Raw genomic sequence first — 16,133 nt, 5'->3', positions numbered from 1 at the left:
TAAACGATGAAAGTATTAGAGCTTATCCCGTGAGGTCTCGCTAGCGAAATAGTAGTAACAACGAATAGTGAGAAGTCAGCAGAATCCATAGTAGCGAAGAAGTTTCTGTAATGGAAATGGAGCGAAGGGAGGAACGATATTTATTGTAATATTTGAAAAGGATGTACTATGACTTGATGGAACACAAGTAATGACGTATTCATCTCTCAAGGTTCAGATATAAAAAGAATAAAGTTAAATAGATACATCAGTAATAAATAATATTATACAAGAAAATATTGAACCGCCGTATACCGAACGGTACGTACGGGTGGTGTGAGAGGGGCTATTAAATAGCCCCTACTCGATTGAAAAGAAAGGGGGCTATGATGAAAGAAATAGTTAAATTTGAATACTATTATGGCAATGAAGCAGAACAATATTCATTTTTTAGGATTCCCAAAACTTTATTCACCGACTTAAATTTTAAAAAACTATCCGTAGAAGCAAAAATTCTTTATGGAATTCTACTCGATAGAATGAGCTTGTCAATTAAGAATAAATGGTTAGATGAAGAAAACAAGGTATACATCATCTATACCATAGAAGAAATTATGGAAGTATTAAACTGGGGGAGAAATAAGTCGGTCAAAGTAATGAAAGAAATTGAAGAAATAGGATTATTAGAAAAAAAGAGGTTAGGACTTGGAAAGCCAAATTTACTCTATGTAAAGAACTTTATTTACACAGAAAATAATAAAACTACAGAAGTTTCAAAAGCAAACCTCAAGAAGTTTAAAAAACAAACTTCAGGAAGTTTAGAAAATAAACTTCAAGAAGTTTCAAAAGAGGACTCTAATAATACTAATATTAATAATACTGAAACTAATAATACTGATTTTAATAATATCACCCCCATATCCCCCTTAGAAAAGCTAGGAGAAAAATCAAAAAAGACTTTGGAGGAGGAAGAATTAAAAGAAACTATAAGAAAGAATATATCTTATGAAACCTTTGAAAAAGTAAGAATAGAAGAAAAGAAGCAAGTAGATGTAATGATAAATGTACTTGTAAAATCCTTAACTAGCTTTACAAACATTAAAATAGGAGGGAGGCATATATCCAATGAAAATTTTAAAGAAAAATTTCTAAGTCTTAACTATAAACACATAGACTATGTTTTGAAATACCTAAGAGAAAATGCTCCAAAGGATATTAGAAACATTAATGCCTATCTACTGACTCTCTTATACAATGCAGATGAAAATATTAGAAATATAGAAGTCATAAAGAGAGAAAATCAGAAAAGAGAAAACTATGACTATAGTAACGATGAGGATATATGGAGAGAAATTTTAAATACTTGATAGGAGAGGAGCATATGGAATTAATAAAAGAAATCCTAGAACAGAAAATAAAAAATGTAGAAACAAATAGTCCATCAAAAGATGAAGAAAATAGGAGTTATATAGATCAAGAAACAGGATTAAAATATTGTGCAAAATGTAAAACACCAATTGAAAAAGAAATAGACTTCTTTGGAGAAATAAAAAAAGTTGGTATTTTATGTCAATGTGAAAAAGAAAGACAAAAATTAGAGGAAGAAAAAAGAAAAGAAAATAAAAGGATTTTAAAAATTGAACACTTAAAAAAAGAGTGTTTTTCTGATCCCATCCTATTAAATTGGAATTTTAAAAATATGGACAAAGATAGTGAGCATGAAAAAGTAGCAAAAAACTATGTAGAAAAATTTGATGAAATATATGAAAATAATATAGGATTAATTCTCACAGGGAATGTGGGATGTGGAAAAACATATCTTGCAAGTGCTATAGCAAATGCTTTACTAGAAAAAGAAATATCAGTCAAAATGACAAATTTTTCAGTAATTTTAAATGATATGACTAACTTTGAGATTGATAAGAGTAAGTATATAGATAACCTAAATCATAAGAAACTATTAATTATTGATGATTTTGGAATGGAAAGAGATACAGATTTTGCAGCTGAGCATATCTTTAACATAATAGATAGTAGATATAGAAGTGGGAAACCATTGATTATAACAACAAACTTAAATATATCAGCTTTAACTAATCCTGAAACTATAAAAGATAAAAGAATTTACTCAAGGATACTTGAAATATGCAGTCCCATTATATTTACAGGAGAAAATAGAAGAATAGAAAAAATGAAGGAGAAATCAAAATTAGCCTATGAAATATTAAAAAAAGAATGAAAGTAGGTGATTGAATGCAAAATGATGATATAAATAGCAGAACAATAGCCATAGTAAAAAAAGCGGGGATAGTTACAGCCAAGCAAGTTATAAATTTGATGAAGAAAATATTAGAGATAAATAAACATAAAGCACAGATAGAACAGTCAAGACCCTTAGAAAAATTTAAAAAAGTAAAAGTAAAAGACCTTGTAAAAAAAGGTAAAGTAGAAACCTTAGAATTAAATGACATAGACTTAAAAGCATTGAAAAAAGAATTAAAAAGATATGGGGTGAAATTTTCCATAAAGAAAGATTTAGAAAATGGAAACAACATTATCTTTTTTCAAGCAAAAGATATAAAAGTAATGGAACAAGCTTTTAAGAAGACAGTCCAGAAATTTACTAAAGATAAGTCAAGAAAGAGAAAATCTGTAATAGAAAGGCTTAATAACTTCAAGGATAAAGTCAAAGATACTATTGACAGAGATAAGGTTAAACATAAGCATCAGGAACAAAGTTTATAATAAAAGCACTTGGATATATAATATATATGATGAGAAGGCATGAATAGCTTTATTGTTGAATACTATGAAAAAGAAGATTGGAATCATCCAGTAGAAGAATTTCTCTTATCTATAGATAAAAAATGAGAACAGAAGCATTAGGAAAGAAACTAAAAAATACCTTTGAAAGTAAAATATAAGTATAATGGTGGTTCAAAATGACAAATAAAAAAATATGTCCTATATGTAACTCAAAGATGAGACAACAGTTTATAGGTCTATTACATTGCAAGTGTGGTATAAGTTATCATAAAGATTTAGGATATTTTAAAAGAAATGAAAATATGATGTTTGTCTTGGAAAGAAAAAAGATAGGTAAAAAAATAAAACAAGTTCCAGTAATAAGATATAAAAAAGATAAATAAAATACTAATGGGTAGAGAAATCTACTCTTTTTTATGGAGAGGAAGTGATTAATTCGAAAATACTAAATGAAATAATAAAAGATATAAAAAATGTTTTTAAGATAAGAGATAAGAAGAAATTTGTATTAGAAAATCTTCCTTACCTCTTATTTTTTTATATAGGAAATATCTTTACAAGCCATGTCAACTCTTATATAGGAGGAGATATAATAGATAGAATTCTAGTAGCTTTTAGTCAAATAGATACTTTAAACTATATTCCATCATTAAAAATAAAAAACCTGATACCTGGTCTAATTCTATCAGTAGTTATTAAGTTAATCCTTATACAGAAAAAGAAAAAAGCAAAAAAGTTTAGAGAGGGCAGAGAATATGGATCGGCAAGATGGGGAAATGAGAAAGACATTGAGCCATACATTGACAGGAAGTTTGAAAACAATGTGCTACTAACTCAAACTGAAAGACTTACCATGAACAATAGACCTAAAAATCCAAAATATGCTAGGAATAAAAATGTATTGGTAATTGGAGGTTCTGGTAGTGGTAAAACAAGGTTCTTTGTAAAGCCAAATCTCATGCAAATGCACTCTTCATATGTAGTGACCGATCCAAAAGGAACATTAGTCCTAGAATGTGGGAAAATGTCGGAAAGAAATGGATATGAGATAAAAATACTAAACACAATAAACTTTAAAAAATCCATGAGATATAATCCCTTTGCATACTTGAAAAGTGAAAAAGATATTTTGAAATTAGTACAAACAATAATTGCAAATACCAAGGGAGAAGGAGAAAAATCAACTGAGGATTTTTGGGTGAAAGCTGAAAAACTCTATTACACAGCACTTATAGGATATATCTGGTATGAAGCTCCTAAAGAAGAACAGAACTTTACAACTCTACTTGCTATGATAGATGCAAGTGAAGTAAGAGAAGAAGATGAAAATTTTAAAAATGCAGTAGACTATATGTTTGAAGCATTAGAAAAAGAAAAGCCAAACCATTTCGCAGTAAAACAATATAAGAAATACAAACTTGCAGCAGGAAAAACTGCCAAATCAATCCTTATATCCTGTGGAGCAAGGCTTGCTCCTTTTGATATTGAAGAATTAAGGGATCTTATGAAAGAAGATGAACTGGAGCTTGATACACTTGGAGAAAAGAAAACAGCTTTATTCGTTATAATATCAGATACAGATGATACATTTAACTTTGTAGTATCAATAATGTACTCACAATTATTTAATCTATTATGTGATAAAGCAGATGACGAATACGGCGGAAGACTTCCAGTTCATGTGAGATGCCTACTTGATGAATTTGCAAATATCGGCTTAATTCCTAAATTTGAAAAGCTTATTGCAACTATTAGAAGTAGAGAAATATCAGCTTGTATAATATTACAAGCACAATCACAACTAAAAAGCATCTATAAAGATAATGCCGATACTATAGTTGGCAATTGTGACTCAACACTCTTTCTAGGAGGAAAAGAAAAAACAACATTAAAAGAATTATCTGAAAGTTTGGGAAAAGAAACAATAGACCTATATAACACATCAGAAACAAGATCAAATCAAAAGAGTTTTGGTTTAAACTATCAAAAAACTGGAAAAGAATTAATGAGTCAAGATGAAATAACTGTAATGGATGGTGGGAAATGTATCTACCAATTAAGAGGAGTTAGACCATTTCTTTCAGATAAATTTGACATAACCAAACATAAGAATTATAAGTTCCTTGAAGATTATGACAAGAGAAATATATTTGACATAGAGAAATACCTACAGAGAAAAGATGAGGTTAAGTTAAAAGAAAGTATGGTAGTTGAAATATTAGATGAATAAATTTAAAATTAAATAAGAAGTAAGATAGATATTAGGAAAGATTAAAAGAAAATACTTGACAAAAAATATTTTATAACATATAATAATGTCAACAGTACCCGACACGCCTCTTAACAATGCGGACCAAGTCGGGTCATTTGATTTTAGGAGAAAAAATGAAAAAAATTCATCAAGAACCGATTACTATAGAAAATCAAGTAAAAAACTTAATAGACTTAGGACTTTTAGTAGAAGATAAAACTTATGCTAAGAAAATTCTTGGAAGAATATCCTATTACAGGCTGATTAAAGCTTATAGTATCACATTAAAAAAAGATGGAAGATATATATCAGGAATAAGTTTTGAAGATATTGTAAGTTTATATAAATTTGATAGAGAACTTAGACAGCTTATATTTGAAACAATAGAGCATATTGAAGTTTCTTTAAGAGCAGTTATCACAAACTATTTTTCTTTAAGATATGGGAACTTTTCATATAAAGATATGGATAATTTTGAGAAACAAAAGGAACAAGAAAGGGTACTAGAAGAATTAGCAAGGGAAGTTAAAAGAAATAGACGCTCACCATTTATAAAAAACTTTAAAGACAATTATGAAGGTGGAGAAATTCCGCTATATGCAGTGATAGAAGTAGCAAGTTTTGGAACTTTATCTAAAATGTATAAGAATATGAAAAATGAAGATAAAAGTAAAATTGCAAAAGTCTTTCATACAGACTACCATTACTTTGAATCTTGGATAGAAAATTTTGCCTATATAAGAAATATATGTGCCCATTATGGCAGGCTATATGGAGCAAAGCTTACAAAATCACCAAAGCTATATAAAGAATATTTAAAAAAGAATATTTCAAACAACACAATATTTGCTACATTAGTAAATCTTAAAATAGTTTCTGAAGAAGAAAATTACAAAAAATTTTATCATGATCTAACGGAACTAATAGCAAGATATGAAAATATTGAACTAAGGCATGTTGGCTTTATAGAAAACTGGAAAGAATTACTAAAACCATAAAATTAAATAGAGAAATTTACACCGAAAAAAACATTTCGGTGTTTTTTTATGCCCAAAGGAGGAAGAATGAAATATATACGAGATGAGCCGAAAAAATAAGATACAGAGAAAAATGAAATATTAATTAATTAGAAGTAGAAGCGATAGAGAAAACTATCGCTTTTTTTATGGAATAAAGGAGATAGAACAAATGGAAAGAGAAATGCTAAATATTAATGGAAATCTAGTAGGAGAAATAAAAACAACTGCAATAGATACAAAGGAAGGAGAAAAAGAAGTAGCTAACTTCACAATAGTTAGAAAGAACAAAGAAGAAGGAAAGGTTAAAAAAGAATATATCTACTGTAATCTCTACGGAGAAAAGGCAAAAAGTGTGAAGGAATTTAAAAGTGGAGAATACATCCATATTTTTGGATATTTTAAGGAAACAAAAAAAGAAGACAAGACATTTAAAAATTTTATCGTAAAGCACATAAATAAAATTGAAAAAGAAGAAAAAGAGGAGGAAATATAAATGGAATTTTTTACACAAGCAGTAAATGTATTAAAAATATTAGTTACAGCAATTGGTGCAGGGCTTGGAGCATGGGGTGTTATCAACCTGATGGAAGGTTATGGGAATGACAACCCTGGTGCTAAATCTCAAGGTATTAAGCAGCTTATGGCTGGAGGGGGAATTGTACTCATAGGTTTAAAACTAATACCGCTATTAGCAAACGTGTTAAAATAAAATGTTTAATATAGTAGATAAGATCAAAGAGTTTTTTTCGGAGATACTTATTGATATGATCAAGGAAAATTTAAGCGGAATGCTCCTTGATATAAATGACAAAGTATCAACGATAGCAAATGAGGTAGGAAAGACTCCGAGTGGATGGAACTCGGAGGTTTTTCACTTCATAAAATCCATTTCAGAAAATGTTATACTTCCCATAGCAGGTCTTATCATAACGGCTGTACTATGTATTGAATTAATTCAAATGGTAATGAACAAAAATAATATGCATGATACGGATACCTTTGAATTTTTTAAGTACATCATCAAGATGTGGATTGCTGTATGGCTTGTATCTCATGCTTTTGAGTTTTCAATGGCGGTCTTTGATGTGGCACAGAATTTAATAGGAAAGGCAGCAGGTGTGGCAAATGCTAGTGCAAAAGTTTCTCCAGGTGATATAGCTAATATGGTAGATAGCCTAAAAGGAGAGTCAATAGGAAAATTAATGACTATAGTACTAGAGACAGCAATTGTAAAGATGATAATTCAAGGGATATCAATACTCATTACAGTTATTCTATACGGCAGGATGATAGAAATATATATTTATACTTCAGTTTGCGCCATACCTTTTGCCACAATGGGTAATAAAGAATGGGGAAGTATTGGAACAAACTATATAAGAGGGCTCTTCGCACTTGGCTTGCAAGGTTTATTCTTACTTATATGCGTAGGAATTTATGCCGTACTTGTTAAGACTTTAAATATATCAGACATACACAAAAGTATTTTTGAATTACTAGGATACACCTTAATACTTGGTATAACTATGATGAAATCAGGAAGTATTGCAAAATCAATTTTAAATGCTCATTAATAAAAAAGGAGAAGATGATGAAAATTAGAAGAAAAAAGGACAAAAAAATTAATTTAAAAACACTTGGAACAATAGGACTCCCAATAATTTTAATAGGGGGATATATTACAAGAGAAATACAAAATAGAATGATTATAAGAAAAACATTGGAAGTTTTAGATAATAGAGAAGAAACGAATGAAAAAGTCTTAGAAATAGCAGTGAATATGGGAAAATCATTAGAAGATTTGAACAGAGAAGATATATATGGCTTTTACTTAGAGGGTTTAGAATAATGGCTTATGTAAATGTCCCAAAGGACTTAACAAAAGTAAAAACAAAGGTAGCTCTAAATCTAACAAAAAGACAATTAATTGGCTTTACAATTGCAGGTCTAATAGGCTTTCCAGTATATTTAATGGTAAAAAAAGTGCTGCCTAATGACCTATCTATGTTAATTATGATAGGTGTGTCTTTTCCTATAATATTTGCAACTCTTTATGAAAAGGACGGGATCTATTTTGAAAAATATTTAAAGTATATTATAGATAAGAAAAGACAGACAAGTATAAGGATATACAAGACAGAATGTATTTATGATATAAAGAAACAAAGAAAGGAAAGGAGTAAATGAATCAAATACAGAAAAAACAACAGAAAAAATTAAATCAAGAAAAAAGGAATTTAAAAAAACAAAAAGAAGATTTAAAAAGCATTAGTATAAGTCAAAAAAAGATGAAAAAAGCAAATATTTCTAAAGAAAAAGGAAAGCCCAAAAAGAAGCTTTCCTTTTTTGGTGGGAAGAAGAAAAAGAGCGTTCAGGAAACAATTCCTTATTTAAGAATGTTGAGAAATGGGATTTGCCAAGTTGAGAAGAACAAATTTAATAAAATGATACGTTTTTTAGATATTAACTACCAGCTTTCAACAGAAGAAGATAAGGAAAGTATATTTAATGAATTTTCAAGTTTTTTAAACTATTTTGATCCAAGTGTTGATATAGAACTTTCATATATTAATCGCATAGGAAAAAATGAAGAAGTAGAAAAAAACATCAATGTTCCGGATAGAAACGATTCATATAATGAAATACGAAAAGAGTACAGGGAAATGCTAAAAAATCAGAGTCAAAAAGGAAATAATGGACTTACTAAATATATGTATATCACCTTTAGCTTACAAGCACAAGATTTAAAAGAGGCAACTACAAGACTTGAAAGAATGGAAATGGATATATTAAATAACTTTAAGCAGATGGGAGTAAAAGCTTATGTATTAAGTGGATATGAAAGGTTAAAGGTTATTCACGATATCTTAAATCCGAATAAGAATTTTGTTTTTTCCTTTGAAGACCTAAAATATAGTGGACTATCTACTAAGGATTATATAGTACCAGCATCATTTAACTTTTCATCTCACAATCAATTTAAAATTGGAGAATACTTTGGAGAAGTAAACTTTCTGCAAATTCTAGCACCTGAATTATCAGATAGATTATTATCAGAATTTTTAGGGGTTGAAGAAAATATGATTGTAACATTTCATATGAATTCCATTGATCAAACAGAAGCTATAAAGATGATTAAAAGAAAAATAACGGACTTGGATAAAATGAAAATTGAAGAAAATAAGAAGGCTATAAGATCAGGATATGATATTGATATTCTTCCAAGCGATTTAATTACCTATGGTAATGATGCTAAGAAACTGTTAGTAGAACTTCAAAATCATAATGAGAGAATGTTTGTCATAACTATTTTGTTTACAAATATGGAAAAAAGTAGAAAGAAATTGAGTAATATAATTTTTCAACTAAATTCAATAGCAGGTAGACATAATTGTGTATTGAAAAATCTTAACTATAGACAGGAACAAGGACTAATTTCCTCCCTGCCACTTGGAAAAAATGAAATCGAAATAAAAAGAGGACTTACAACTAGCTCTACAGCAGTCTTTATTCCTTTTACAACAGAAGAGCTGTGCTTAGAAGGAGAGAGCTTATACTACGGATTAAATGCTTTAAGTCGTAACATTATTATGACGGATAGAAAGCTTTTAAAGAATCCAAACGGTTTAATACTTGGAACGCCTGGTAGTGGTAAATCTTTTTCGGCTAAAAGAGAAATTACCAATGCTTTTTTAATCACACAAGATGACATCATTATATGTGATCCGGAAGGGGAGTATGGAAATTTAACTAAGGCACTAGGCGGAGAAGTTATAAAAATATCGCCAACAAGTAAGGATTATATAAACCCGTTGGATATAAATGTAGACTATGCCGATGAAGACAATCCCTTATCTTTAAAGTCTGACTTTATTCTTTCACTGTTTGAACTTGTAGTAGGAAAGGAAGGGTTAAGTGCAGAAGAAACTTCAGTAATTGATAGATGCCTTCCAATATTATATAAGAATTACTTCGACAATCCTATTCCTGAAAATATGCCAATTTTAGAAGATTTATATAATTTACTTTTAAAACAAGAAGAAAAGGTAGGGAAAAAATTAGCAGTAGAAATGGAAATTTATGTCAAAGGTAGTCTTAATGTATTTAACCATAGGACTAATGTAGATACAGGCAATAGAATTCTTTGCTATGACATTAAGGAATTAGGAAAGCAACTTAGAAAAATAGGTATGTTAATTGTTCAAGATCAAGTATGGAACAGAGTAACTATTAATAGGAATAAGAAGGAAACCAGATATTACTGTGACGAATTCCATTTGCTTTTAAGAGAAGAACAAACAGCTTCATATTCCATAGAAATCTGGAAAAGATTTAGAAAATGGGGTGGGATTCCAACAGGATTAACACAAAATGTAAAGGACCTTTTAGCCAGTCCTGAAATAGAAAATATATTTGATAACACAGATTTTATCTTAATGCTTAATCAAGCTAGTGGTGATAGGGAAATTTTAGCGAACAAGTTAAATATATCTCTTTATCAGTTATCCTACGTAACAAATTCCAATGAGGGAGAGGGATTACTATTCTACGGAAACACAATAGTACCTTTTGTAGATAGATTCCCTAAAGATACAAAATTGTATAAGTTAATGACAACTAAACCAGAAGAATTAAAGGAAGGGATAGAAATTGATAGACAGAGAGAAGTTAAAAACTAACTATATTATTAATTTAGATGCAATTTCTGCTCTAAAGGAATTTCCAGATAAAACATTTGATTGCTGTATTACATCTCCTCCATATTATGGACTTAGAGATTATAAAGCAGAAGGACAAATTGGAAGAGAAGAAAGTCCGGAGGAATATTTAAATAAATTAATTGAAGTCTTTAGAGAAGTAAAAAGAGTATTAAAAAAAGAAGGAACACTTTGGATAGTTATTGGAGATTCTTATGCAGGCACAAGAAGCAAAAAAGAATATAAAGATCCTAAAAACACAGAAGGAAGAAGTGGTCAAAAAGAGTCTATTACAGAAAAACTCAGTGGCTACAAGGCAAAAGACTTAATGGGGATACCTTGGCAACTAGCTTTAAAATTAAGAGAGGACGGTTGGTATTTAAGAAGTGATATTATTTGGCATAAGGAAAATGCCATGCCTGAGTCTTGTAGAGATAGACCATCAAGATCCTATGAACATATCTTCCTACTATCAAAAGCAAGAAAGTATTTCTATAACTTTGACGCTATGAAAGAACCAATAAAAGAAATAAGCAAAAAAAGATATATGAGGGCAAGGGGAAATAATAATAAGTATTTACAAGAAGGCACAGGAGCTAAAAGACAGAGCATAAATGAAGCAAGAGAGTATGGAGAATATATAGGAGATAATGTCCCTAAGTTTAGAAACAATAGAGATATTTGGACTATTAACACCAGTGCGTTTAAAGGAAAACACTATGCGGTATTTCCACCAAAACTGGTAGAACTTTGTATAAAAGCAGGATGTCCTAAAAAAGGCTTAATTCTTGATCCTTTTATGGGTTCAGGAACTGTTGGAATGGTAGCTATTAGGATGGACAGAGAATATATTGGAATTGACATAAACAAAGACTACTGTCAAATAGCTAAAGAAAGGATAGAGAAAAATATGAAATAGGAGGTAAATATGAAAAAGAAAGGGAAAGTAAACCCAAGAGATGTACCAAAGACCAAACTTATATCAGAAAAGAAAGAAGAAAGCAATGAAAAATTCAGTAGTACAGAGAGAACATCAGATTTTTCAAAAAAAGAAATTAATAAAGTAAAAAGCAGGAATAACATAGACAATAATGATGAAAACTCCAAGTATTATTCATCTCATTTGCAAGAAAATAGTCAGGATTTACTCAACGAAAAAGATAAGTCAAATAGAGGAAGAAGACAAAGAAAAAACCATGAGGAAAAATTTTCAGAAACTTTCTATCATAATGAATATCAGCCAGAATATTCGCAACAGCAGCATAGAAAAATGGAAGAAAATGAGGAAAGTAGATATGGTGAATATTACGGGCAAGAAACAGAATACAGGCTAAGTAACTTTAAAGAAGATTTTAATGATAGACCAAATTCAACTAGCTCTAATTTAAAAAGTAGCACTTCTCCCCAAAAAAATTACAAGGGGAATAGTAATTTAAAATGGAAGAAAAACGTTGAGAGTGAAAGTTTTAATGGCGTGCAAGAGAAAAAAATAAGGAGATTTAGAAAAGAAGAAGATAAGAATTTTAATATAGAGGTAAGTTCAACATATGATCCCTTATCGCAGGACTCAGATAATGATGGTGTCATAGATCGCTATGACATGAACTTTAGTGATAGCAATGTATCATATAGGAACACAAGAGATGACTATAAGTATTTACCATCTTCTAATGTGCAAAGAAAAAAATGGGATGGTTATTCTATTCTTGGTAAGAAAGGGAAAGAAAGCTTTCAAAAAAATACCTTAAAAAAACTTTATCAATCTCAAAGTCAGTTTAAGGATAAAGGGGAAAAAGTAGAATTAAAATCTTTAAATGGGAAGTTTAGAAGAAAAGGTCTATCATATAAGGCAAATGAAGAAGATAAAAAAATAATTAAAGACCTGAATACTAATAAAAAACAAAATAGCAAATATTTCAAAGGCAAAGTTAGAAATTTAGAAGAAAAAAATATGCTAATGGGTAGGGTTTCTAGTGGGAAATTTAGACAGGATAGCCTATCTAAAGGATTTAAAAGTGAATCTGAAAAAAATAAAGATAAATATAATATAAATAAAAAGAATCAAGAAAAAATAGGCACTAAAAAAGAAATATTCAAACAGGAAAAAAACGCAAGAAAAAATGAGAACCTTGAAGTAGATAAACTTGATTTAAATCATAGTGAAATTTCTAATAAAAACAAGGGAAAGAAAATACAAACAAAAGACGCTTTTGATAATACTATAAAGAAAAGCAATTTTGATCCAAAGAAAGAATACACTAGGACAAAAAAAGAAGTACAGGATTCTAAAAATGTATCTGAAGAAAATAAGGTAGACACAAAAAATAAAACAAAATTTCATTCTAAAAAAGATAACAAGAGAGAAAAAGATAAGTTTTATAAAAAGGAAGATAAAATATCAAAACTATATGAGAAAAAGAATAAAAAGGAAAAAGAGTTAATTAAGGATAAGAAAAATTCGAAAAAAGCGGGTATAGAAAAACCTATTATTTTTGCAAGTGCTATGACGGCAAACTATCTATATAGTGGGAAAGATGATAATGCAGGCGTTAACGCTGCTTATAAGCTTAGTAGAACTACCGAAGCTATTGGCAGAGAAATTAGCCATTTTAGAAGAAAAAAACCTTTAAAAACTCAAAGAAAAATAAAATCTTTAGAAGGAAAAATTTATAAGAAAGAAAGTAAACTCCTCTTTCAAAGAAATTTTGAAGAATTGAAGAAGACTAAAAATTATCAAAACTCTAATAAATTGAATCGATTTTTTATGAAAAAGAAGTTTCAGAGAGATTTTAGGAAGAAACACGGGGAAGGTTTAGTAAAAAGAATAAAGAAATCTTTCGCTAATATTGGAAAGAAAACATTGGAAGTTTTAAAAAACAAAGGATATAAGCAAATTTTAATTGCCCTTTGTATTTTAGGACTTTTTTTTATGCTATTTCAAGGAATTAGCAATGTTGGCAGTCTTACTTCAGGATTAACAAGTAATGTTATAGCTACAAGCTATCTATCAAAAGAAGAAGTTTTAATGGATATTAATAATGAATTTACAAGTTATGAATATGCATTACAAGATGAAATAGATAGTATTAAAGAAAATTATCCAAATTATGATGAATATCATATAAAAGGAGATTCTGTTGGTCATGATCTACACGAGCTTTTTAGCTATTTAACAGCAAGATATGGAGAGATTAAGTCAGCTGAAGAGATACAAAAGGAATTAAAAAAACTATTTAATCAAATGTATGAGAAAAAATATACTTCAAAGTCTATTACAAAATATGACAGTGAAGGAAATCCATATACCTATAGAATTCTAACCTTAACTATAAAAAAGAAAAGCATTGATGAAATAGCAAGAGAAGAATTTGCAAACTATGAAACAAATATGGCTCATTATTTAGCTTTACTTGATAGTCAGGGAAATATGAGTGGATATTTTGGATCAAGCTATGGGAACTTGGGAGAGATTATAGACAATCCAAACTTTGGAAATCCAGGAATTGAATTTGATGATATTACAGTAAAACAATTATTTAGTGAAGCAGAAAAACACATAGGGAAAAGATATGTGTTTGGCGCAAGCGGACCTAGTAATTTTGACTGTTCAGGATTTGTATGTTGGTCTTATACAAAGTCTGGTGTAAAAAGAATGCCAAGGACAACAGCTTGGCAAATTTATAAAAATTATTGTAATCCAATATCTCCAAGCGAGGCAAAACCTGGGGATATTATTTTCTTTAAAGGCACATATAATTCTGGTACGCCAATTTCTCACGTAGGAATATATGCCGGAAATGGAATGATGCTCCATGCAGGAGATCCTATCCAATATACCAGTATAAACTCAAGGTATTGGAAAAATCACTTCTATTCCTTTGGTAGACCAAAATAAGGGGGGAGTAAAAATCTATGAATAAAAAATTAATCAGAAACATAGAAAAACAGAAGAATTTAAGAAAGAAAAAAGAAGAAATTGAAATAGAACTTCAGTTATTAGCAGAGGAACAAGAAGAAATAGAAAATTTAGAGGTCATCAAGGAATTTCGAAGTCGAAAAATATCTCTTGATGAATTTTTATTTATTGTTAGAAAAAATAAGGAAGAAGAAAATAGAGAAAGACAAGAACTTAAAAGAAAAGATACAAATGAAAGTGAGGAAAATTTATGAAAAAAATAACCAGTGGGATTTTAGCTGTAATGATGCTACTTGTAAGTCTAGTGAATATAGTTGCTGTAAGTCCTGTATATGCAAAAACAGATGATAAGGTGGAGTGGACGGAAGATGATTTTATGTATTCCTCTGAGGGAAATATAATTGCCTTTAGTGATAAGGGCTTAGAAAAGAAAGAGAAGACAAATATTCTAGTATTTCCTGAAGGAACGAAATCTATAAATGGAAATTATTCTTTAAGTCATTCAAACGATGAACTTAGATATAAAAGAGAATTTGGACGTGGAAAACATTGGGATAAAGTAATTATTCCTGATTCTGTTAAGCATTTAGGTTATGCTGCCTTTTATGAAGCAAGTATAGATGAAGTAAAACTATCAAATAGTCTAACTTATCTTGGTGGTTTAGCATTTTTCAATTGTGGACTTAGAGAAGTGACTTTACCTGATTCTTTGGTAAATATTGAACATAATGCTTTTGAAAGAAATAACCTCCAAGAAATAACTATACCGAAGTCTGTGAAGACAATTGAACAGTATGCTTTTTCAAGAAATAAATTGCACACTATAAAAGTTTTAGGCAATCCAAATATTAACAGTAAGGGAGTATTCCATAATCAAGAAGTTGAATATAGACCAAAACAAAATCCATTTTACGAAAATCATTTTGGTTTCAACGGAAATCAAGGATTTAAATTTATACCTAATGGATTAAGGTTTGAAAATGGAGAGTTTGTCTTTGATAAGAATGTAGATAGTGTAGAACTTGAATTTGATCATAACAATGATATGTATCAAGGAAAGATGACTATTTACAATCCAAATAAATATTCCATTGATACTCAAACAGATTTAACAGGGCAAGATGTTGATGAAAAGGACAATAAGATTGATGATTTAACCAAAAACATTAAGGATTTAGAAAATCAGATCAAAGACTTAAATGATAAAAAACAAAAAGACCAATCAAAGATAGATGAATTAAAGGGAAAGTTAGAATCTTGCAAAGATAATGGAGAGAAACTAAAACTAGAAAAAGCAAAGCTAGAAGAAGAAATTAGAGATAAAGATAATAAGATTGCTCAATTGAATAAAGAAATTGAGGATCTTAAAAACTCTAACAATGATGAACTAATAGCAGAAATTACTCAGCTTAAAGATGAATTAAAAAGATTACAAGATGAAAATGCAAAACTAAAAGAAGATTATTCATCTACAAAATGGGAGTTAGAAGCTGAGAAAGAAAAGA

16 protein-coding genes are annotated in these 16,133 nt (G+C 29.4%); all 16 read left to right on the top strand.

The window, feature by feature from the left end; genetic code table 11:
• The first annotated feature begins 368 nt into the window (after window positions 1-368).
• Window positions 369-1,346, top strand: coding sequence for a replication initiator protein A (locus ABDJ34_RS02585; protein WP_412701259.1), 978 nt, complete (start codon window positions 369-371; stop codon window positions 1,344-1,346).
• A gap of 14 nt (window positions 1,347-1,360) precedes the next feature.
• Window positions 1,361-2,218 carry an ATP-binding protein gene (locus ABDJ34_RS02580; RefSeq protein WP_412701258.1) on the top strand — a complete coding sequence of 286 codons (858 nt, stop codon included), beginning with the start codon at window positions 1,361-1,363 and terminating at the stop codon, window positions 2,216-2,218.
• Window positions 2,219-2,232: 14 nt separating this feature from the next.
• Window positions 2,233-2,724 (top strand): PcfB family protein, encoded by a 492-nt coding sequence (locus ABDJ34_RS02575; protein WP_270598251.1) that lies wholly within the window; start codon window positions 2,233-2,235, stop codon window positions 2,722-2,724.
• Between the two features lie 197 nt (window positions 2,725-2,921).
• On the top strand, window positions 2,922-3,128 hold the full coding sequence (locus ABDJ34_RS02570; RefSeq protein ID WP_049555303.1) for a hypothetical protein: 207 nt from the start codon (window positions 2,922-2,924) through the stop codon (window positions 3,126-3,128).
• A gap of 44 nt (window positions 3,129-3,172) precedes the next feature.
• Window positions 3,173-4,975 carry a VirD4-like conjugal transfer protein, CD1115 family gene (locus ABDJ34_RS02565; RefSeq protein ID WP_412701257.1) on the top strand — a complete coding sequence of 601 codons (1,803 nt, stop codon included), beginning with the start codon at window positions 3,173-3,175 and terminating at the stop codon, window positions 4,973-4,975.
• 155 nt (window positions 4,976-5,130) lie between these two features.
• Window positions 5,131-5,994: an Abi family protein gene (locus ABDJ34_RS02560; protein WP_412701256.1), complete on the top strand. Its 864-nt coding sequence runs from the start codon at window positions 5,131-5,133 to the stop codon at window positions 5,992-5,994.
• Between the two features lie 190 nt (window positions 5,995-6,184).
• A complete protein-coding gene (locus tag ABDJ34_RS02555; RefSeq protein ID WP_002838912.1) occupies window positions 6,185-6,508 on the top strand; it encodes a hypothetical protein in 324 nt (107 codons plus the stop codon).
• Window positions 6,509-6,724 carry a Maff2 family mobile element protein gene (locus tag ABDJ34_RS02550; RefSeq protein ID WP_002838961.1) on the top strand — a complete coding sequence of 72 codons (216 nt, stop codon included), beginning with the start codon at window positions 6,509-6,511 and terminating at the stop codon, window positions 6,722-6,724.
• Between the two features lies 1 nt (window position 6,725).
• Entirely contained in the window at window positions 6,726-7,589 is an 864-nt protein-coding gene (locus ABDJ34_RS02545) for a VirB6/TrbL-like conjugal transfer protein, CD1112 family (protein WP_035110169.1), read from the top strand.
• Between the two features lie 17 nt (window positions 7,590-7,606).
• Window positions 7,607-7,864 (top strand): hypothetical protein, encoded by a 258-nt coding sequence (locus tag ABDJ34_RS02540; RefSeq protein ID WP_048951842.1) that lies wholly within the window; start codon window positions 7,607-7,609, stop codon window positions 7,862-7,864.
• Window positions 7,864-8,202, top strand: a complete 339-nt coding sequence (locus tag ABDJ34_RS02535) for a PrgI family protein (RefSeq protein ID WP_002838958.1) — start codon at window positions 7,864-7,866, stop codon at window positions 8,200-8,202. Before ABDJ34_RS02540 ends, ABDJ34_RS02535 begins: the two co-directional genes overlap by 1 nt.
• Window positions 8,199-10,694 carry a VirB4-like conjugal transfer ATPase, CD1110 family gene (locus tag ABDJ34_RS02530; RefSeq protein WP_412701255.1) on the top strand — a complete coding sequence of 832 codons (2,496 nt, stop codon included), beginning with the start codon at window positions 8,199-8,201 and terminating at the stop codon, window positions 10,692-10,694. The genes ABDJ34_RS02535 and ABDJ34_RS02530 overlap by 4 nt, the downstream gene beginning before the upstream one ends.
• Entirely contained in the window at window positions 10,666-11,631 is a 966-nt protein-coding gene (locus tag ABDJ34_RS02525) for a DNA-methyltransferase (protein WP_412701254.1), read from the top strand. The genes ABDJ34_RS02530 and ABDJ34_RS02525 overlap by 29 nt, the downstream gene beginning before the upstream one ends.
• A gap of 9 nt (window positions 11,632-11,640) precedes the next feature.
• Window positions 11,641-14,607, top strand: a complete 2,967-nt coding sequence (locus ABDJ34_RS02520; RefSeq protein ID WP_412701253.1) for a C40 family peptidase — start codon at window positions 11,641-11,643, stop codon at window positions 14,605-14,607.
• Between the two features lie 17 nt (window positions 14,608-14,624).
• Complete coding sequence (locus ABDJ34_RS02515) at window positions 14,625-14,882, top strand: hypothetical protein (protein ID WP_002838952.1); 258 nt, start codon at window positions 14,625-14,627, stop codon at window positions 14,880-14,882.
• 29 nt (window positions 14,883-14,911) lie between these two features.
• On the top strand, window positions 14,912-16,133 hold a 1,222-nt coding region (locus ABDJ34_RS02510; RefSeq protein WP_412701425.1), incomplete at its 3' end, for a leucine-rich repeat protein.

This window comes from Finegoldia dalianensis, assembly GCF_046255015.1.
GTDB lineage: Bacteria > Bacillota > Clostridia > Tissierellales > Peptoniphilaceae > Finegoldia > Finegoldia magna.
The sequence above is the reverse complement of the archived record's forward strand: the minus strand, read 5'-3'. Positions and strand labels throughout refer to the sequence as shown.